Source organism: Mucilaginibacter xinganensis (assembly GCF_002257585.1).
GTDB classification, from domain to species: Bacteria; Bacteroidota; Bacteroidia; order Sphingobacteriales; family Sphingobacteriaceae; genus Mucilaginibacter; species Mucilaginibacter xinganensis.
The window spans coordinates 4,925,169-4,946,814 of the sequence record NZ_CP022743.1 but is presented as its reverse complement, the minus strand read 5'-3'; the positions used below and the strand labels follow the sequence as shown (position 1 = coordinate 4,946,814).

The 21,646-nt window shown below is 42.0% G+C and carries 15 protein-coding genes; 6 read left to right on the top strand and 9 right to left on the bottom strand.

Annotation, left to right across the window (positions count from 1 at the left end; genetic code table 11):
* Positions 1-123 precede the first annotated feature (123 nt).
* Together MuYL_RS21515 and MuYL_RS21510 are read left to right on the top strand one after the other, a co-directional pair.
* Positions 124-1,056, top strand: a complete 933-nt coding sequence (locus MuYL_RS21515) for a hypothetical protein (protein WP_094572509.1) — start codon at positions 124-126, stop codon at positions 1,054-1,056.
* Positions 1,057-1,231: 175 nt separating this feature from the next.
* On the top strand, positions 1,232-4,141 hold the full coding sequence (locus tag MuYL_RS21510) for an outer membrane beta-barrel protein (RefSeq protein ID WP_170309778.1): 2,910 nt from the start codon (positions 1,232-1,234) through the stop codon (positions 4,139-4,141).
* Positions 4,142-4,206: 65 nt separating this feature from the next.
* Here the strand turns inward: MuYL_RS21510 and MuYL_RS21505 are convergent, their stop codons facing one another.
* The 4 genes from MuYL_RS21505 to MuYL_RS21490 all read right to left on the bottom strand — a co-directional run bounded on the left by MuYL_RS21505 (position 4,207) and on the right by MuYL_RS21490 (position 7,710).
* Positions 4,207-4,587: a response regulator gene (locus MuYL_RS21505; protein WP_094572507.1), complete on the bottom strand. Its 381-nt coding sequence runs from the start codon at positions 4,585-4,587 to the stop codon at positions 4,207-4,209.
* A 397-nt stretch (positions 4,588-4,984) separates the two neighbouring features.
* Positions 4,985-5,293: a protease inhibitor I42 family protein gene (locus tag MuYL_RS21500; protein ID WP_157741043.1), complete on the bottom strand. Its 309-nt coding sequence runs from the start codon at positions 5,291-5,293 to the stop codon at positions 4,985-4,987.
* A gap of 199 nt (positions 5,294-5,492) precedes the next feature.
* On the bottom strand, positions 5,493-5,909 hold the full coding sequence (locus MuYL_RS21495; RefSeq protein WP_157741041.1) for a response regulator: 417 nt from the start codon (positions 5,907-5,909) through the stop codon (positions 5,493-5,495).
* A 259-nt stretch (positions 5,910-6,168) separates the two neighbouring features.
* Positions 6,169-7,710, bottom strand: coding sequence for a YifB family Mg chelatase-like AAA ATPase (locus MuYL_RS21490; protein WP_094572504.1), 1,542 nt, complete (start codon positions 7,708-7,710; stop codon positions 6,169-6,171).
* Between the two features lie 136 nt (positions 7,711-7,846).
* Between MuYL_RS21490 and MuYL_RS21485 the strand changes: the two genes are divergently transcribed.
* Together MuYL_RS21485 and MuYL_RS21475 are read left to right on the top strand one after the other, a co-directional pair.
* Positions 7,847-11,497 (top strand): carboxypeptidase regulatory-like domain-containing protein, encoded by a 3,651-nt coding sequence (locus MuYL_RS21485; RefSeq protein ID WP_094572503.1) that lies wholly within the window; start codon positions 7,847-7,849, stop codon positions 11,495-11,497.
* 319 nt (positions 11,498-11,816) lie between these two features.
* Positions 11,817-14,225 (top strand): hypothetical protein, encoded by a 2,409-nt coding sequence (locus MuYL_RS21475; RefSeq protein WP_094572501.1) that lies wholly within the window; start codon positions 11,817-11,819, stop codon positions 14,223-14,225.
* Positions 14,226-14,238: 13 nt separating this feature from the next.
* On the opposite strand, the gene MuYL_RS21470 is transcribed toward MuYL_RS21475, so the two are convergent.
* From MuYL_RS21470 to MuYL_RS21460, 3 genes are all read right to left on the bottom strand, one after another.
* On the bottom strand, positions 14,239-14,988 hold the full coding sequence (locus tag MuYL_RS21470; protein ID WP_094572500.1) for a UDP-2,3-diacylglucosamine diphosphatase: 750 nt from the start codon (positions 14,986-14,988) through the stop codon (positions 14,239-14,241).
* A 62-nt stretch (positions 14,989-15,050) separates the two neighbouring features.
* On the bottom strand, positions 15,051-15,473 hold the full coding sequence (locus MuYL_RS21465; RefSeq protein ID WP_094572499.1) for a response regulator: 423 nt from the start codon (positions 15,471-15,473) through the stop codon (positions 15,051-15,053).
* Between the two features lie 369 nt (positions 15,474-15,842).
* A complete protein-coding gene (locus MuYL_RS21460; protein WP_094572498.1) occupies positions 15,843-17,801 on the bottom strand; it encodes a vWA domain-containing protein in 1,959 nt (652 codons plus the stop codon).
* A gap of 81 nt (positions 17,802-17,882) precedes the next feature.
* Between MuYL_RS21460 and MuYL_RS21455 the strand changes: the two genes are divergently transcribed.
* Entirely contained in the window at positions 17,883-18,452 is a 570-nt protein-coding gene (locus MuYL_RS21455; protein ID WP_094572497.1) for an RNA polymerase sigma factor, read from the top strand.
* Complete coding sequence (locus MuYL_RS21450; RefSeq protein WP_094572496.1) at positions 18,445-19,761, top strand: anti-sigma factor family protein; 1,317 nt, start codon at positions 18,445-18,447, stop codon at positions 19,759-19,761. The genes MuYL_RS21455 and MuYL_RS21450 overlap by 8 nt, the downstream gene beginning before the upstream one ends.
* 63 nt (positions 19,762-19,824) lie before the next feature.
* On the opposite strand, the gene MuYL_RS21445 is transcribed toward MuYL_RS21450, so the two are convergent.
* Together MuYL_RS21445 and MuYL_RS21440 are read right to left on the bottom strand one after the other, a co-directional pair.
* Positions 19,825-20,553, bottom strand: a complete 729-nt coding sequence (locus tag MuYL_RS21445) for a DUF4197 domain-containing protein (protein WP_094573059.1) — start codon at positions 20,551-20,553, stop codon at positions 19,825-19,827.
* 74 nt (positions 20,554-20,627) lie between these two features.
* Complete coding sequence (locus MuYL_RS21440; protein ID WP_094572495.1) at positions 20,628-21,641, bottom strand: inorganic phosphate transporter; 1,014 nt, start codon at positions 21,639-21,641, stop codon at positions 20,628-20,630.
* Positions 21,642-21,646 lie beyond the last annotated feature (5 nt).

The window sequence follows — 21,646 nt, the reverse complement described above, 5'->3', positions numbered from 1 at the left end:
CAATAAGCGTATCTTAAATTTATAAAATGGTAAGCAAATTTTATTCATATAACAACAACTGTAACTAATTTGAAAACACTTGCGTAAAAGCCGATATAACAAAAACAATAATCGCATTCGAATATGAAACCAATTAGACTTTTACTACCTATTTTATTCATATGCCTGTTAAGCATAGCGGCATGTAAAAAAGATAAAACAGCAGGCCCTGCTGGTGCAACGGGCGCAACAGGCGCACAAGGAGCAACTGGTGCAACGGGCGCCGCAGGACCACAAGGTCCCGCAGGGCCAGCAGGAGGACCAGTAGGACCTCAGGGACCAAAAGGTGATACAGGTGCAACAGGCGCCACAGGAGCTACAGGTGCAACAGGCGCTGCAGGAGCCGATGGTAAGGATGGTGCAACCGGGCCTGCAGGAGCAACTGGTGCAACTGGTGCTACGGGTGCAGTAGGTGCTCAAGGCCCAACAGGTGCTCAAGGCCCAATAGGCGCAACGGGAGCAACCGGAGCCACCGGTGCACAGGGGGTAAAAGGTGATACCGGAGCACAAGGCCCAACCGGCGCAACTGGCGCAACTGGTGCAACCGGTGCACAGGGAGCTACCGGAGCACAAGGCGCAACAGGAGCAACCGGCGCAACTGGTGCTACAGGAGCGCAAGGGCCTAAAGGCGATAAAGGTGATCCTGGAAATGCAAACGTTCAAAACTTTTTATTGGTAGATAAGGGTGTTGTGGTTGCGGGTTTAACTAAATTCACAGTGCCCGCTATTACACAGGCTATAGTGGACCAGGGGACTGTTTTGGTTTATTTACGTAACACAGGTTCAACTTCAGGCTGGTATTCTTTACCTTACTCTGAAGCAGGTCACACCATCACCTTTAATGATTACGGTGTAGGCTACATTGATCTTAAAGCTAATTTTACCCAAGCCTCAGGGATTGATTTCAGGGTAGTTGTAATCCCCGGAACCGCAATTACCACATTAAACGCGGCTAACCCTCATCTTAATGTTAAAAACTTTAACGAAGTGGCGGCAGCATTGCATTTAACCAACTAAGTATTTAAATACGTCATATTCTTAAATATATAAAGCTCCCTGGTTACAGGGGGCTTTTTTTGTTTATATGTAACAATGCTATGATTATTAATCATTTAGTGATTTTTAATTGAACATTTGCGATAAGTTAATGTCTTTAGATATTATTAACCCCCGAAGCGCATTAAAAAGAAAAATGAAATCATTACTACTTATTACAATAATTGCTTTAATTTCAATTACTTATTCTTTTGCCCAGACAGGGCGCGAAGTGCATGGCACCGTTGTCGATTCTACCAGGTTGTCGGTACCCTCTGCCAACATTAAATTAGTATCAGATAAGGGCGACAGCACAATAGCTATAGCCGATGTTAATGGAAAGTTTACTTTCCAGGGCGTTAAGGGTGCCAAATTAACCATTACCATTACTTCAATTGGCTACCAGGCGCTAAAAAGGCATTATACTTTAGATAATGCCAATACACCGTCTGATTTAGGGAATATAGTTTTAAAAACCGAATCGAAAATGCTGAACGAGGTAACTATTGTAGGCGTGGTACCTGTTACGCTAAAAGAAGATACCGTTCAGTACCAGGCAAGTGCCTATAAGGTACGTGAAAACGCGCCGGTTGAGGACCTGGTAAAAAAACTGCCGGGAGTTGATGTTGACATTAACGGCAATGTAAGCACACAGGGTAAACAGGTTACTAAAGTGCGTATCAATGGTAAAGATTTTATGGGTGGCGATGTGCAGAGCGCACTTAAAAATCTGCCGGCCGACGTAGTTGAGAATATCCAGATGATTGATGATTACGGGGATCAGGCCAATCTAACCGGTGTTAAAACTGGTGATCCAGATAAAATAATGAATATTACTGTTCGTAAGGATAAAAACTACGGTTATTTTGGTCAGGCAACAGCAGGCGATGGCAGCGACGCGCTTCCGCAGGACCAGGGTATCCCTAATAAAAACCGCTACCTGACATCTTTAAATGCCTTCAATTTTAAAGGCGATCAGCAAATTGCCGTTTTAGGGAGCATAAATAATACCAATGTGAATACGTTCACTTTCGGCAGTACCGGCGGCGGTGGTGCGGGTGGCGGCGGTGGCAGGGGAAATGCCGGGCGCGGCGGCGGCAATACAGGCAGTCTTACTACAACCGCAAACGGAACTACTCTTGCGCATTCTATCGGAGCAAATTTTCGCGATCAATGGGGTAAGAAATTATCAGTGTACGGCAGCTACAGCTTCATGGATAATACAACCAATACCATTAACAATATATCGCAGCAAAATACCTCGCCTACCAATCCCTCTATCCAGCAGCAAAACAGCAACGAAACCGACGGCAAGATAAACCACAGATTTAACTGGAATATGGAATATAAGCCTGACACAGCTAACTATCTTAAAGTGGTACCTAACTTTACGTATTCAGGTGCTACTACAAACGATTTTGAGACCGTTAATTTTTTGAGGAACGGGTCGGTAAGTTCAGCATATACATCAACCACAATAGGAAATTCGCAGTCACCTAATTATGGTTTTAACGCTTTGTATAACCATAAATTTAATCACCGCCGCAATTTAAGTATCAATGCCAGTGTTAGTTCCGGCCATAGTAATTCATTCCAAAATCCATTGTACGATTTTACAGTTGGCGCACCAACTTCTCCGGCTAACCAGCTCATTAACGTTGCAAGCCAAACTACTACATACGGCATAAACTTTTCATACCGCGAGCCCATGGGTAAGCGCTCATTCCTAGAGTTGAATTATGCCTATAACCGTTCAGTTACAAATAATGATAAACAAACAGATACTTTATTTGATGCATCGTCAGTTTCGTTTAGGAATGACAGTGCGCTAAGCACCCGTTACAATTATAACTTTACAACCAACCGGGTTGGATTGAACTACCTTTTTATCGAAAAGAAATATAATTATGTTTTAGGCTTGGGCGTGCAGCCATCTGTATTGGACGGATATTCACCGCTAACCAATCTTTCAACTCATATTTCAACGTTTAATGTCATCCCGTCTGCAAGATTTGTATACAATTTCTCACGCGGTAAGGTATTCAGCTTAAATTATAACGGATCAAGCAGCCAGCCGAGCTTTACGCAGCTGCAGCCTGTTTTTGACTTTTCAAATGCGTCATACCCAACCGAGGGTAATCCAAACCTTAAGCCGCAGTTCACTAACAATTTTCAGATAAGATATAACAATTTTAGTTTTGCAACCGGCGATGTATTTTTTGCTTACGTAAATTTACAGCAGATTCAGAACTCTGTTGTTACCAACACCATTACCTATCCACGTGTTTATGCCAGGGATCCAAGATTTCAGAATACCATCTTAACTCAATACCTTAATGCAGGTGGTTATTACAACTTAAGCACCCGGGTAACCTATCAAAAACCATGGGCTAACCGAAGGTACGTCGTATCGCTTGATGGAACCGTTAATTATACCAATAACGTAGGTTATTTAAGTAATGTAGATACTACGGGTGCTGAAACCACTGAAAAAAATATTGCTAAGAACCTGCAATTTACACCAAAAGTAAGTTTCAGAGTTGATATTACCGATCATATTGATGCACAGGTTTTTACAAGCTACAGCGTAAACAGAACCAGCAACTCAATTGTAAATCCGCTTACTGACGCTGTTTCAAATGTAAGAGCCTGGAGTTCGGGCATAAATGGAAAAAACTATTTTGGCGACTGGACCTTCAGTTATGATTACTCGCATGTTTCTAACTATGGTTACGCCTCAAGCGTAAAAGTGACAAATCCTGATATTTTGAATTTATACCTTGAACGCAGGTTCATGAAAGATCACAGGGGGACCATTCGCCTTTCGGCATTTGATTTATTTAACCAAAATACCGGTTTTTCATCTGCAACAAGCGCCAGCTCAGTTACCCAAACCCAGGTTAACAGGCTTTCCCGTTATTACCTGGCTACGTTTACGCTACGCCTGCAAAAATTTGCGGGTAAATCACCTGTGCAAGGTGATCCGGCCTCCCGCGGCTTCAGAAGGGGCGGCGATGGCGGTGGCCGTCGTGACGGGGGAGGCGGACCTGACAACTCGCCTAACTAATATAACAGAAAAAAGAGCTTCACTGTATTACAGCGAAGCTCTTTAAATATAAATAGTACCTTGATTTATTTTGCAGTTTGTGTCAATACTGAATTAATAACGCGTTCCAGATCTTCAAGGTCAAAAGGTTTGGCCAGGTAAGTTTCGGCACCGGCATCATTAGCCAACAACTCAATGTCGCTGTTTGCCGAAAAATAAATAATCGGGATGTGTTTCAGGTTTTTGCTTTGTTTTATTTTTTTTGTGGCAACAATACCACCATCGTCGGGGATCCAGTTATCCATCAGGATAACATTTGGCATAATAGCCGAAACCTTTTCTATAATATTATTGCAGTCTGCAAATGCACTTACTACCCATCCCTGTTCTTCTAAAATAAAGCTACAGATAGAAAGGATGTCTTCGTCGTCGTCAAAAATGATAATCTTCTTGTTGGGATTGTCCATTAGCTAAATCGATGTGAAGCTATAGATTCCCTGTAATAAAAACAAGTGTTTTCTTATTAATAAATTATATTTAGGAATAAAATATATTTATACGTCTAATACGCTAAATACGCGAGCGTTATGGTAAATGGCTTGTTAACTAATAGTATAATTTTATGCTGCTTTACTTGATTTTACAGGTGAAATACTTTGTGTATCGCAACATATAGCCTGGTAGTTCTGCTCATGGGTTGTAAATTAGCAGGTGTTAGCTCAGGGGATCCTGCCACAAGACAATATAAGGTTATCGGGACCATCTTTTTAATCTGAAAAAATATTAGCATTATAAGGTATGGTGCCCGGCTAAAAAAGGAATGTATTTTATAGATCTGCGAATTAGCGGGTGAATTAAACTTGTTCAATTCACCGCAATAGTGCCGGAGAACATAACAACCGGGTTGTTTTTATCGAATGATCGTGTTGCTGTTATAGTTAAATTGCTGCTGCCGCTCGCCAGGGCCTTAAATTGCCAGATATCCTTCCCGAAATCACCAATAGCATTTGATATGGGTGGCTGGTGTGTATTAGCGATCAGGCTCAATACTTTTGAATTATATTCCGGAGCGTCAAAAACATAGCCGCCATCACCCGGATTGCCAAGGGTTAAGTTTATGATTTGTCCCCTGGAAACCTTAATAGTTTTTCCACTATTACTATAATCAATCATCAATGTTTGCAGTTTAGAATTGTCAGCGCTTTTTTTGCACGATGAAATGAAAAAAACAATTGATATTGATAAAAATAGAGCGCGGGTTAAATTTATCCTCATTGTGTATAGGTTTGTTTATGGCTTTTATTAATAATACGGCCATTTTAACAAATCCGCTACACAATTCAGGTTAAATTTTTTAATCGAAAATTTCTATTTAGCTGGCCGCTTTTGAAGAGTGATATAACGAATGAAGGTTAAGCAAGGTATCCATCTTTATGGGCTTGGTTATACATGCTTTTACAAATGGATATTGATCAGGAAGCCGTTTATCTTTATTATCAATAGAGGAAGTTAGGATATATATATCCACCGGCTTTTTGATTTTTTTGTAAACGTTTTCAAAGCTTTCAAGGAAATTCCATCCGCTAAAATCGGGCATGTTCAAATCCAGGAAAACCACATCAGGTATTAGATCCAGCGTTGAATAATGCTGTTCAAAAATATCCATGCTTAATCGTGCATCAAGGCTATGCGAAGCCTTCGGGAACAATTGGAATTTATCAAACATCCTTTGCATAATGGTATGCTCTATCGGGTTATCGTCAATCACCAGGATGTTAATTTTATCCATTATATTAAAATTGAGTTCATATAATGGCGAACATGCAAAACCCATTCCAATACTTTGATGGAACGTAATTATTTAAGTATTAGCTGTGTATTTTTGTGTGTAATGTAAATACTTAATAATAAGTAACAGCGGGACGGGTAAATAATTCCCCTAAAAGACCAATCAGTCTGATAAATATGAACGGTTACTTGACAGGGTTTTAACGTTGGTCGCAATGTCGTTAAAAAAAGATACCGGGCATAATGCTTATTAACTTTAACTATCCCGCCCAGCCTTCTCTATCCAGGCTTCTGAAATTTATCGCCTCCGCCAGGTGCTCCAATTCTATTTGTTCGCTGCCAGCCAGGTCAGCAATAGTGCGCGAAACCTTCAGAATACGGTCATAAGCCCTGGCAGAAAGGCCCAATTTTTCCATGGCTCTTTTAAGTAGCGCCTGGCCCGCATCACCTATTTTGCAAATATCCCGCACCATTTGGGGGCTCATCTGAGCATTTGCATGCAGTTCGGGTTTGTTGCCGAAACGTTCGGCCTGTACATCGCGTGCTTTAATAACCCTGTTACGAATAAATTCGCTCTTTTCAGCAAGCCGGTCAGATGCCAGCTCGGTAAAATTTACTGGAGTTACCTCTACGTGCAGGTCAATACGGTCCAGGAGAGGGCCGGAAATTTTGCTTAAATACTTTTGCACTACCCCAGGCGGGCAAATGCAATCCTTTTCCGGGTGATTAAAATAGCCGCAAGGGCATGGATTCATGCTTGCCACCAACATAAATGAGCTCGGGTAATCAACTGTAAACTTGGCTCGTGAAATAGTTACCCGGCGTTCTTCCAATGGCTGGCGCATTACTTCAAGAGCACTGCGTTTAAATTCAGGTAATTCATCCAAAAACAAAACACCATTATGTGCCAGTGAAATTTCACCGGGTTGGGGGTTGCTGCCGCCGCCGACAAGGGCCACATCACTAATGGTATGGTGCGGAGAGCGGAACGGCCGGGTGGTAACCAGTGCATCGGCAGCAGATAATTTACCTGCAACTGAATGAATCTTCGTGGTCTCTAATGATTCGTATAAACTTAGTGGCGGCAAAATGGATGGCAACCTGCGAGCCAGCATGGTCTTACCAGCTCCCGGCGGCCCAATCAATATTACATTATGTCCGCCTGCTGCGGCTATTTCAAGGGCGCGTTTTATATTTTCCTGGCCGCGTACCTCGCTAAAGTCGCTGTCGTAATTGGTGAGGCTTTTAAAAAATTCGTCGCGGGTATTTACAACTTCCGGGGTTAGCTGCGTTTCGCCGTTAAAAAAGCCAACCACTTCTTTTATATTCTCTACCCCATATACTTCCAGTTCATTTACTATGGCAGCTTCCCTGGCGTTTTGTTTGGGTAAAATAAAACCTTTATACCCTTCTTTTCTCGCTTGTATAGCAATAGGCAGGGCACCTTTTATAGGTTGCAGGCTGCCGTCAAGAGATAATTCACCCATGATAAGATATTTCTCAAGGTCTTCATTCTCTATTTGTCCCGAACTGGCCAATATGGCAGTGGCTATGGTGAGGTCATAGGCCGAGCCTTCTTTGCGGATATCTGCCGGAGCCATATTTACCACTATCCGCTGTCGGGGCATCCTGTAATTATTAGTTTGCAGGGCAGCCTCAATCCGCTGCATTGATTCCCGAACCGCATTATCAGGTAAGCCCACAATAAAGTAGGCCAGCTTACCCGAGCTTATATTTACTTCAATGGTGATCGTAATTGCTTCAATCCCATAAACCGCACTTCCAAAAGTTTTAACTAACACAAATGATAAAGTTTATTCACAGCCGAAAGTTATATAATTTAATTGAGGGATAAAATATCCACGTATCAAATAACACAGTCGATTTTAATTAATACAGCAGATTGGATTAATCGGGCTTTTTCAATAGTTTTAGGTAATGAAATTCCTTACCTTAACAATATCGTTGCTTTTTCTTGCCGAGTACAGTTTCGCGCAATATACTATAACAGGGCGTGTTATTAACCAGGCCGATACCAGGCCTTTGGTAAATGCAAATGTGTTTTTGAGCAATACTACGATAGGTAACCCGACTGCGGCTGATGGTGCTTTTATATTAAGTAATTTAAAACCAGGTAAATATGAACTGGTTATTTCTTGTGTGGGTTTTGAAACCTATAATAAAACCGTCACTGTTAATAATAGTAATATTGATCTGCAAACTATTACCATTTTTCCAAAATCAATTGCAATAAGCGCGGTGACCATAAAAGCCAAAAAGGGGGGCGATTCAGACAGGCCACGATATCTTGAATGGTTCAAGGCAGAGTTTTTAGGCACTTTGACCCTTGCCAGGGAGTGCAAAATTTTGAATCCTGAATTGCTTGATTTTAATTACGACGGCGCAACCAATACCCTTACAGCCTCATCAATTGATTTTTTGATAATTAAGAACGATGCATTAGGTTATAAAATAAAATACCTGCTTAAAAATTTCATGCTCAATTTTGCAGAGGATCAAAGTCATATCTTCAGCTATTCAGGGATTGTACAATTTGAAGCAATGAAAGGTAGTCCCGAAGAGGAAAAGCAATGGCTACAAAGCAGGCAGGAAGTTTATGAAAACTCGCAGATGCATTTTCTAAGGAGTGCCCTTTCTGGAACACTGGCACAGGATGGGTTTAGGGTGTTGAGGGTGCCTGCAAATCCGCAACGCCCGGCGGATAGCATTGTTCAGGAAAAGCTTAGTATTTATCGTGCATTAAAAAATGATAAAGCTTTTCGCGATTCATTGAAGTACTGGCAAAAAAAAGCTGACCTGCCTAAATTACTTGATAAGGTTACCCCGGGACCATTAAAAAAAGAAGACTTTATAAAAGGGCCTGATAAACAGGGTATCTATAACCTGAACTTTAATGGCGACGCATTTTTTATCACTTATAACAAAAATCATTACTTCAACAGGAGCGCAAGGAGTACGCTTTCTGATGCCGAAAATAAAGACAATACGTTAATAAGCTTTGACCATGATAAATTGCTGTTTGATAAAAATGGCACAGTCCTTAACCCCGACGGCCTGGTTTATGATGGTATTTGGATGCGGGATCGAATTTCAGGCCTGTTACCTTTAAATTATGAAACACATGAAAGCAATCTGGCGGTAGTTGATAGCGCCCTGGTTAAAAAAATTATTGAAAAGGTTACCGTGTACACGGCAAACCACGTTACTGAAAAAGCATACCTGCATTTCGATAAACCGTACTACGCTGCCGGCGATACCATGTATTTTAAAGCTTATGTAACCGAAGGGCAAGATCATCAACCTTCGAAGCTTAGCGGGGTGCTGTATGCCGATTTGATAAACGAAAAAGGCGGAATCTGTAATTCAATAAAAATGCATATTGTTGGCGGCGTAGCATGGGGTGATTTTGCTTTGCCACATAACTTGTCGGCAGGGAACTACAGAGTGAGGGCCTACACACAATGGATGCGAAATGATGGTGGGAGTGCCTTTTTTGATAAAACCATGCCAATAGGTTCAACTATAATAAGTAGTAATATTGCCGAAAGCGGGGTGCTCAATCAAAAATCAGCAGTGGCAAAAGCAGATATCAAATTTTTCCCCGAAGGTGGCAGCCTTGTAGCTGGTGTACGCTCCAAACTCGCTTTTAAGGCCATTGGTCCCAGCGGTTTGGGCGTTGATGTAAAAGGAGTGGTGCTTGACAATGAAAATAATGAAATAGCCACATTCTCATCAACGCATTTGGGAATGGGCTATTTGTTTCTAACCCCGTCGGAAACAAAAACCTATACCGCTAAGGTTTCCTATGCAGGCGGGGCACAGGAGGTAATTGAATTGCCCAAAGCAGACATTAATGAAATTGGGTTTGCATTTACTGATATAAACCGTGCGTTTGCGGTAAAAATCAGCGCCGGTAAACAATGGTACCGTCAAAATAAAGATAAAAATTATACGCTGGTTATCTATTCCGGCGGGGTGCCTCAAAGTTTCACCACAAAGTTGGAAAGCCCGGAAATTAATCTTGATATCGTAAAGAATAACCTGCGTACAGGCGTTGCGACGGCAACCCTGTTTTCAGCAAATGGCGAACCACTATGTGAGCGTTTGCTTTTTGTGCAAGGTGATGATCTGCTTAATCTGTCTATAAATACAGAAAGAAAAAGCTACGAAGAAAGGACTGCAACAGGCATAAAGCTGAACGTGATAAATGGTGCAGGTAACCCTGTTCCAGGGCATTTTTCAGTAGCGGTTGTTGACGAGAGTAGGGTGCCTGTTGATGAAAATTCAGAACCGACAATTATTAATAACCTGTTGCTCACTTCCGATCTTAAAGGATATGTAGAGCAACCCGGGTATTACTTTACAAACAGAACCCGGAAAACTGAGGCAGACCTCGACCTGGTAATGCTTACTCACGGCTATCGTAAGTTTGAGTGGGAAAGGATCTTTGGTAACACGGCGCCGCTTGTTTACCAGCCCGAAAAGGGACTTAGCATTACCGGGCATGTTAATTTAAGCGGTAAGCCTGTTCAAAACGGCAAAGTAAAACTTTTTAGCAAAGCAGCCGGGGGCCTGATGCTGGACACACTTTCGGACGCTAATGGCAGATTTGTTTTTGATAATTTAACATTTGACGATACTACAAAGTTTGTGGTGCAGGCGCGCACAGCAAAAGGACAAAAAGATATTGAAGTAAAACCGGATACCAACAGCATGCAGCCGGTGATTGCCTTGAAAAATGCCCCGGGGACTAAGGATAACGGTAGTTTGGCGGCTTATGTACAAAAGAGCAAGCAGTTTTTTGATGAACAGGATAAATACGGGTATCATAAAAACGGGTATATGCTAAAGGAAGTTGTTATAAAGGATAAAAAGACAATCCAGTTTGAGCATTCTCAAAACTTGAATGGAAAAGGGAACGCCGACCAGGTGATAACCGCGGATTGGCTGGAGACCGCCGGTTATTCAAATCTATATGATGCCGTTAGGGCTAAAGCAGTGTCAATACATTTCCTGCCAGATCATAGGCTACGCTCAAATCGCACGATAGTAAGCTTTGATCCCAAAATACCTCCTGATTATATGTTGATAGTGGTAGACGGGATCCCACAACTTGATGATAAATCTACCAATAATATCCCTTACAGTCCCTTGGACGGGCTCGACGCCAGCCAGGTTGAAAGTGTTGAAATACTGCTGGGAACTCATGGAGCGGCAATTTATGGCAGTATTGCCAGCGGCGGCGCGGTGATAGTTACTACAAAAACGGGGCGCCGCATTAATAATTATTACAAGGAAGCGCCGGGTGTGATAACTGTTAAACCAATAGGTTTTTACAAGGCCAGGCAATTTTATGTCCCCAAATATGGCCATGCAGCTTCTGAAAATACCATGAAAGACCTGCGTACAACAATTTACTGGAATCCTGATATAATAACCGATAGAGACGGCAATGTTTCATTTAGTTATTTTAACGCTGATGGCAAAGGCAGTTACCGCGTGGTTATTGAAGGAATGGATATAGAGGGTAACTTAGGCCGGCAGGTGTACAGGTATAAAGTGGAATAACCCAGCCTTCAAGACTTTTATACTGATTTATAATAAAAAATTCGGCCATAAGCAAGGAAAAACCTTATTTGGGATTGTATTGATATGGTTTGTAGGAATGATATGACTTGTAATTGATCTGGCTTTATTTCCATCTGCCAGCAGCGGATTTTCATTTTCGACAAAGTAGCCCGAAAAGTAAGTGATTTTATTTATGCCGACATATTGAAATATATTATGATGCACGGCTGCATGTGATGTTAAACTTTTAATTAACTTTATATTAAATACCTTTTTAACCAATCGCAAGACTGTTTTCCTGCATCTTATTTATTATTCAATGAAGCAAAAGTTAATTATCACCTGCTTAATCTGGTTATTATTTAGCTTTGGCGCATATAGCCAGGATACAACTTTTGCAGGTAAGGCCGTGGCGGCATTAAAAAGCTTTTTATCAAACTATCCGGCCGAAAAAGCTTACCTGCACTTTGATAAGCCGTACTATGCAGCCGGGGATACCTTGTATTTTAAAGCATACGTTACAATGGGGCAGCGGCATGAACCGTCACAAATAAGCGGAATCTTGCATGTGGACCTCATTAATACGCAAAATAAAATAGACCAATCGTTATTGTTAGATGTAACCGGTGGAATAGGGAAAGGAGATTTTGCCCTTCCTGATTCGTTGCCAAAAGGGATTTACAGGGTGAGGGCCTATACGGATTGGATGCGAAATAATGGGGAGACCGGATTTTTTTATAAGGCTATTGCAGTAGGCTCATTGCTTGATAATAAGGTATCTGAAAGCGCAGATAGAAACCAACAACAAATATCTGGGAAGCCTGAAATACAATTCTTACCTGAAGGAGGACGCCTTGTAAGCGGCATCAAATCAAAAATAGCATTTAAGGCAATAGGCTCAAATGGCCTGGGTATAGCGGCTAAAGGAAAAATTACGGATGATACCGGAAAAACGATAACCAGCTTTACATCGGCTCATTTAGGTATGGGCTGGTTTTACCTTCAGCCTGAGGAGGGAAAATGCTACAGCGCCAGCCTGACTTTTGGTGATGGTACGCAAAACACCATCAATTTGCCTGATGCGGAAAAATTTGGGGTAACCTTAACCGCAAATAATGATTCCATCCAGAAAACATCGGTAGTAATTACGGCTAACAATGGAGCTTATGTCCAAAATAAAGGAAAAGATTATTCCCTGCTGATTTATTCGGGTGGTGTTGCCACCACAGTTACTACCCCGCTTGACAGCCCGGTAATAAAGTTTGATATTGCCAAACATCGGCTGCACACCGGAGTAGCTACCCTCACCCTGTTTTCACCTGGCGGAGAGCCTTTAAGCGAGCGGTTGTTTTTTGTGCAAAACTACGATGAGATAAGATTGGCAGTGAATAGTGATAAAGCGACATATGTGGCAAGGGAGAAGGTAATTGTTAAAATAAATGCAAAAAGCAGGGCTGATTCGCTAATTGCCGGTAACTTTTCTGTTTCGGTAACGGATGAAAGCAAAGTGCCGGTTGATGAAAATGCAGAAAATTCCATATTGAGCAACCTGCTGTTAACATCAGACCTGAAGGGAAATATTGAGCAGCCTAATTACTATTTTACCAATATAACCGATGAAAAACTAAAAGAACTTGATCTGGTAATGCTTACCCATGGCTATCGGCAGTTTGAATGGAAGCAATTATTAAACAATGGTTATCCGCCGGTAACATGGCAGCCTGAAACCGGTCTTGAGATAAGTGGTATAGCTAAAACAAAAGATGGGAAGCCACTGGCAAAAGGCTTGGTAAGTTTAATGTCGTCTAACGGACATTCCTTTCTGAGCGAACAAACAGATAATAACGGTAATTTCAGGTTTAAAAACTTGGCGTTTGGAGATACTACCAATTTTATTTTACAGGCTGCTACTGCCAAAGGGAACAATTCAACCCAATTAACATACACCACAAAACCAGCCCCGCCTGTATTGACTGATAACCGGCAAATGGTCCAGGATAATAATGAACCAATGTCCCTTTATTTAAAAAACACCGAAAAGCAGCAGGAGCAATTAAATATGCAGGGTTTAGGAAAGGGAACAATGCTGAACGAGGTAAAAATAAAGGCCCGGAAATCAGACCCTTCTGTTACATCGATAAGGTATGGCTTCCCTGACTATGTTCTTCATGGAAAGGAAATTGGCCCAGGGAGTCAGTTGGCTTTTAAATTAATGGGACGGATACCGGGAGTGTTGATAATGATAGTTCCCGGATCCGGATCACATTATACGGCTGTTTTGGGAAAGAATATAAGCGTTGGCGTGCCAATGAAAATAATAGTAGATGAGCGTGAAATGCGTGCTGATTTTGACCTAAACTCCCTGAGTGCGTCGAGAATTGATAAAATTGAATCCATTACTGGCGGAGTGGGGGTGTTATTGATAACCACCAAATACGGGTTACAACCGGAAGATATCATATCAACGGGCTTTTTGGCGATTAAAGCAAATGGCCTTTATAAAGCCCGCGAGTTTTACTCACCTAAATATGAAAGCACCATTTCCAGCAAATTTGCTGACCTGAGAATAACTATTTTCTGGAAACCAGAAGTTATAACTGATAAATACGGCAATGCTTCATTTGAATATTTTAATGCAGACGGCAAAGGCGATTACCGCGTTGTTGTAGAAGGTATTGATGATAAAGGAAACTTGGGCAGGCAGGTTTACCGGTACAAAGTACAGTAGTGGAATTTACTTCCTACTTTTCAAAATATTTAAGGCTTACCGTTTCGCCATCAAAAACCCCATAGCTACTGGCATACACCCATTCGCCCAGGTTTATGTAGCGGCTTTTATCGTTTAGCGGGATGTCAAGCGGCAAATGGCGATGGCCAAATACAAGGTAGTCGTAAAAATGGGTTTGTATTAATTCACGGCAAAAAACCACCAGCCATTCCTGTTCGCCGGGTTTTGGGTTATCTTTTTTCTGGCTGGCTATCCGGCTGTGGGCCGACCAATAATTTGCAACCCCAACCCCAAGATTAGGGTGGATGCGTGCAAACAGCCACTGACAAAGCCTGCTTCTGAAAAAGCCCTTTAAAAATTTGTAAAAAGTATCGCCCGGCCCCAGCCCGTCGCCATGGTGCAGGTAAAACTTTTTGCCGTTGCGTTCAATTTCAAGTTCATCGCTAATAATAGTTGCTCCCAGTTCGCGTTCAAAATAATCAAACATCCACATATCATGGTTGCCCTTAAAAAACCAGAGCTTAATGCCTGAATCTGAAAGTTCAGCCAGTTTGCCTAAAAAGCGGATGTAACCCTTCGGGACAACAGTTTTATATTCAAACCAAAAATCAAACACATCGCCCATTAAAAAAACCTCCGCAGCATCGGTCTTAATAAAGTCGAGCCAGCGCACCAAACGATCTTCGCGTTCGCGACTTGAAGCATAAGTGCCTGTACCTAAATGAAAATCGGAAGCGAAGTATATTTTATTGCGAATAGCCATTATGGCTGTAAAAATAAGGTAATAATGTTTATCTGTGCAAGCTGGAAAGAGCAGGTGATTTTTTATGAAGCATTACCCAGCTGCTGGTTGTTAAGCGGGCCGGCTTGTTCACATACCTGGTTAACAAGATCACGGGATAAAGGCTTCGTCATAAATGAGTTTACGCACGCATATTTTTTTGATTGAAACACATCAGCAGTACGGATAGACGAACTCATGATATGTACCCTTACATTCTTATGGGCATCGGCGTTGAAGGTTTCCAGCTTATCTAAAAACTCCCAGCCTGTAAGCTGTGGCATATCAAGGTCCAACAGTATTACGTCAGGCATAGTGCCCGATTCCTTATTCTCTTCTAAATAATCTAAAACCAAACTGCCGTCAAAAGTATAGGTAGCCTGCTGGCAGTTATAGTTATTATGTAATAAGCGCTGCATAATATAGTGATCTGTGGGATTGTCATCAATTACTACAAGTTTGCACATAATAATAGTTTAAATAGTTGCTAATATAAGTATTTTAAAACTAACGTATTAGTAATATTGCTATTTGTAATAATACCATACTAAGGTTTTAATGATGTCCTTCGGGTAAATAACAGACAATACTTATGCCACGCGCTCTGCAGGATAACTACAGTAATTTATTATTGTTTTAATTATTGAATTATCTCTCCGGTTAATAGCGCTAAACAATAGGGGAATATCAGGAACAACAGTGGGGAAAATATAGCGCATGATGTGGCGGATGAATTGGGATATATACTCGCCTGCATGATTGCCGGGGATGCTAATATTGCAGTACCAGCAATACATTTAGCGTTGCGGGTACTGCAATTGGTTGATAATAAATGGTTATTCAGTTGCCAGCTCGTTTTTTACCAGCAGTTTTGCGCTTTCTGCCAGCCTGATAAATTCTGACCGGTAGCCCTCCTCGTCCTTATCTTTGGCTCCTTTTGCTAAGCTGATTACCTGGGCAAAGGTTGATCGTTGTTTAAACTCTGATTCGCGCAGCAGCATCCCAAATTCTGCAACTGCAGCTGCAAACCTAAAGTCGGCAGATGTAGTTTTTAGTTCCTCAGGGCTGTCGTTCAAGGTAACCAGGCTCATTTTACTAGCCGCAGATTCCGGTTCTTTATACCGGAACTTAATGGTCACCATTTCAGCATTGCCATTACTGGTTGCCTCCGGGATAGATTTTTGATATTTAAGCGAGTCAACATTTCCGGCGTAATCATCTTTTATCCCGGCGGGTACAATCTCGTACAAGGCTGTAACGCTGTGTCCTGATCCGATATCGCCGGCATCTTTTTTATCGTTATTAAAATCTTCTTTATTCAGCATCCGGTCCTCGTAACCCAGTAAACGGTAGGCCTGAACTTTTGCCGGGTTAAATTCAATCTGAAGTTTTACGTCTTTTGCAACAGTAAATAAGGTGCCTCCAAATTCGCTTACTAAAGCTTTATGGGCTTCGGTAACATTATCAATATAAGCATAATTGCCGTTGCCTTTGTCAGCCAGTGTTTCCATCTTGCTGTCTTTATAGTTGCCCATGCCAAAACCCATAATTGATATGGCTACGTTACTCGCGCGCTCCTTAGTTATTAGTTGTTCCATATCTCCATCGCTGCTTGCGCCAACATTGAAATCGCCGTCGGTGGCCATAATTATCCGGTTATTACCCTTGGGCATAAAATTTTCTTTGGCAATTTTGTAGGCCAGCTTTATTCCTTCGCCGCCGGCAGTTGAGCCGCCTGCGTTTAGGTTGTCAATTGCGCTTTTAATGGTTAGCTTTTTATCGCCCGAAGTTGAAGGCAGCACCAGCCCGGCATTACCGGCATAAACTACAATGGCCACTTTGTCCTTCGCCCTCAATTGGTCGGCAAGCATTTTCATAGATGCTTTTACAAGAGGCAGCTTATTTGGTTCGTCCATTGAGCCTGATACATCAATTAAAAATACAAGGTTTGACGGCGGGAGGTTTTTACTTTCAATGGTTTTTGCTTTAAGCCCTATGCGCAACAACCTGTGTTTACTGTTCCACGGTGCCGAAGAAAGCTCGGTATGAATGGCAACCGGATCATTGTTGATCGGGCCCGGTAAATTGTAATGAAAGTAGTTGATCATCTCTTCAATTCTAACTGCATCAGCAGGCGGGAGTTCCCCGTTGTTGATAAAGCGTCTTATATTGCTGTAAGAGGCTGCGTCAACATCTACAGAAAATGTAGAAAGCGGGCTGGTTTTAACATTGGTAAAGCCGTTTTCAGCCATGCCTTTATAACTTTCATCTGTTACCCGCAAAGGCATAGGTAATGTAGAAATCCCTCTCAATTTTACATTGGAGGCAGCACCCAGCGATCCGCTTGATATGGCCACACCCGCTACCCGGCCCTGGAGCTGATTTAATGCAGGTGGTGACGCAGTAGCTTTGTCCATACTAATTACCGATACGCTGCCGGTAAGGTCTTTTCTTCGTTGGGATTGGTAGCCGGTTATAACAACTTCACTAAGCGTATTTGCAGCAGGTTCCAAATAAATATTTACCAATTCGCTTTTACCCAATTTAACTTTAGCGCTTTTATAACCGATATAAACAAAAGATAAATTCTGTTTTCCATCAGGTACAATAATGCTGTACCTGCCTTTATCATTGGTTTGGGTGCCTGTTGATGTTCCGTCAATAATAACCGTAACACCTGCCAGTGGCAGCCCGTCGTCTTTGCCATATACGGTGCCGCTAATGTGGCGGCTGTTGCTGTGCTTAAACCCGGTTAAGCCGGCGAAAAGTAAAATAATTAATAATAGCTTTTTCATAATTGTTTGGTTTTTAATAGGGATGCAGTAAACAACGAATTTCCATAAGCCATAAAAAAAAATTATTTTAGCCCCCCCGGAATGAATTTTTTTAGTAAACCAATTAAAACCACTGATGCAGACGATGATAAACTGCTGGCCAATTACCGCGAAAACGGCGATCTGACCCTTTTAGGCAAGCTTTATGAAAAACAAATGCCTTTAGTGTATGGGGTTTGCTTAAAATATTTGAAAGATGAAGAGCAAGCCAAAGATGCTGTAATGGGTATTTTTGAGGATCTGGTGGTTAAAGTTAGGCAGCATGATATTAAACACTTTAAAAGCTGGCTATATGTGCTGAGCCGTAATTATTGCTTAATGCAGCTGCGTGCGGGTAAAAAGATGGAGATGACAAATTTAGATGAGGTTATGGAATTTTCCCTGGTTTTGCATCCTGATGATAGTAACCGTGAAGCGGCTATGCAGGCCCTGGAAAAATGTATTGATAAATTACCCGGGAATCAAAAACAAAGTGTAAGCCTGTTTTATTTAAATGAGAAGTGTTATAAAGAGGTAACCGAATTAACCGGCTTTACCCTTAACGAGGTGAAAAGCTACATACAAAACGGTAAACGAAACCTTAGGATTTGTTTGGAAAAAGGCAGTGAGTAAAAAAGAAACTGATATATTGCTGATAAGGAAGTATCTGAACGGAGAACTTGACGCCCGTGCTATGCACCAGCTGGAAAAGCGTGCGCAGGACGACCCTTTTTTAATGGATGCTATGGAAGGTTATGAAAATGCCGGTGCGAACCAGCAGGCTCAGTTGAACGAATTAACCACCATGTTACAGCAGAGAGTTACACAAAAAGAAAAGCGAATTATCCCGTACCGGTGGCTGGCTATTGCGGCGTCAGTACTCATAGCCATTACAATAGGATTGTTTTGGTTACAGAATGACGGCGAAAAAAAGCGGCAAACCTCGGCAAATATTGTTGAGCCTGTGAAGAAAGATGCTGTAAACCCTGTAGCTACCGACACCATAGTAAATAATAACCTTGCTGCCAATAGGGCTATCCCGTTGGTGACGCCCTCACAAAAGAAATTGAGAAAACCTGGCCCAGCCAAAGTTATAGTTGCAGACAAGAGTGCAGCGGATAATGTGATAGCCAGCGTAGCGCCGGATGTTGCTGCGGATACTGCAAGCGACGAGCCAACCCCTTTAAATGAAATGGTGGTAATGGATTACTCTTCTCAAAAAAAGAAAGCTGCGACACAAAGTGCAGCAGTTGTTGATAAAAGCAAGTTAAAACCTGTGGCAGCAGCAAGAGAGCAGGCGCTGCCAAGCGCCGTTGCCGGCGTGTCAAAAACCCCTGCCGGTTCGCCATTGAGCGCACCGTCGAACAACCCAATTATTTTACAGGGGCGCATAATAGATAAGACAGATGGTATGGCTTTACCCGGAGTATCTGTAAGAATTCCAGGCACGTCGTTCGGTGCGGTTACTGATAATAACGGGAAGTTTTCCATTCCCGTAGATAGCGGTAAATCAAACAATATAGTTATTGCTTACATTGGCTATAACACGGTAAAAATAAATACACGCCATAGCGATTCATTAAAAACAATAGCCTTGCAACCGCAGGGTAACTCACTCAGCGAAGTTGTAGTTACCGGATATGGTGCCAGGAAAAATATCGAAGAATCAATCGTCAGCGCGCACCCGCGCGAAGGCTGGCATAGTTTCAAAAAGTATTTAAATGGGAATGCCGCATCGCCCGATAGTAAAACAGGTACGGTAAAGCTCTCCTTTATGGTTGACCGCAATGGCAGTATCAGCGATGTTGTTGTTATAAAAGGCTTGAGTACCGCCACAAATAAGAAGGCCATTGATTTAATAAACAATGGCCCTGAATGGGTAGGTAATACAAGCGGACAAACCGAACAGGTTACAGTCCGGATAAAATTCGCTGTGAAGTAAGTTCAAAAACCCGTGGTGAAGGGATTCAATTTCTCCATTCTACTGCTGCTGGTTCGTGTATGCCTATTTCCTGTTCTTATCTGCGTAAGCAAATACCTTTTGCAGCAATGGCGAAGTCCGCGCACTGATATTTTTGCGGATATTTAATTCTTCCTGTGCTATTTCCAAAAACAACCCGTCAATTGCTTTTTGGGTTACATAGGCACTGATGTCCGGGTTAATTTTACTTACAAACGGAATTTTGTTATACTCGTTCGCGGCATCCCCATAGTATTTGGTAGCACCTACTTTATTTAGGCTGCCTTGTATAACCGGCTTAAACGACGCAGTTAACTGTATGGTGGTGGTACGCTTAAAGTATTGCGTAGCGGCATCCTGACTGCCCAGTAAAATGTTGGTCACATCCTGCAGCGTCATCTGCTTAATGGAATTTAAAAATATGGGTTTCGCTTGTTTTGCGGCATCTTCAGCTGCACGGTTAAGTGACAGGATTACGTTATCGGCCAGTTTACCTAAACCAATGCTCCGCAGCGTTTTTTCTGCTTTTTGAGCCTCCGGCGGAAAAAGTATCTTTACAGCAGCATTTGCAAAAAAGCCATCAACGGCAGATAGCTGGTCCGAGCTTTTTGACGTGCCTATTTGAAGCGCTTCTTTTAGCCCGTTTCCTATCTCAATATTGGTAGGGTTTGATAATTGCGTTGCTCCGGCTTGCGCTATTTGGTTAAGTGAATCGCAGCTTGTTAATGTTATAAATAAAACAAGGCATGGGATAAGTAAAAGTGATCTTTTCATGGGTAGTGCTTTTAAGAGGTAAATTAGCGGTAAATATTCCAGCTGCCAAAATAAACAAATTTTCAGCAGCAAAGTTATTTAACAAACACGCTTAACAAGGCAAACACGCTTGCTGCTATAATTGCGGATACCGGTATTGTAATTACCCACGCCCAAATAATGTTTATGGTTAGGCCCCAACGCACCGCAGAAAGACGCTTGGTTAACCCAACACCAATTATTGAACCTGTAATGGTGTGCGTAGTTGAAACAGGGATTCCGAAATGTTCTGTAAAAAATAGTGTAATAGCTCCGGCTGTTTCAGCACTTACACCTTCAAGCGGGGTTATCTTGGTTATCTTCGATCCCATGGTTTTTACAATTTTCCAGCCACCGGATAAGGTGCCCAGGGCAATTGCAGAGTAGCAGGCCAGCGGGATCCAGTTAGGCATGCTATCGCCGGGCTTAATTATTTTTGCTGTAACAACAGTTACATATAAAATTCCCATTACTTTTTGGGCATCATTGCCGCCATGCGCAAAGCTCAACGCAGCTGACGATACCAACTGTAGTCTTTTGAACCATCGTTCGGCAACCGCAGGCCTCGCATTTTTGCAAATATGTAATATAATAACAGTTACTATATAGCCTATAACTAACCCGATAACAGGTGCCAATACGATATAGGCCAATATGGTAAGGATATAGGAACCGTTTACAGCACTGAAACCGTTTGCACCCATATATAAAGCGTTGGTGATTCCAGCGCCTGCAAAACCACCGATAAGGGTATGCGACGAACTGGAAGGAATCCCAAACCACCAGGTAATCAGGTTCCAGGTAATAGCAGCTATCAGGCCGGCCAGTATTACCTGCAGTGTGATGAAATTTTCAACTACTATTTTCGCAACCGTTTTCGCAACCTTATGGTCCTTAACAAAAAAGTAAACCAGGAAATTAAAAAAAGCAGCCCATACCACAGCCTGGAACGGCGTTAGTACCTTGGTTGATACAATGGTGGCTATAGAGTTTGCGGCATCGTGAAAGCCGTTAGTATAGTCAAATATTAGGGCAAGCGAAACTATAACAATTAGTATAGGTGTAACCATTAAAA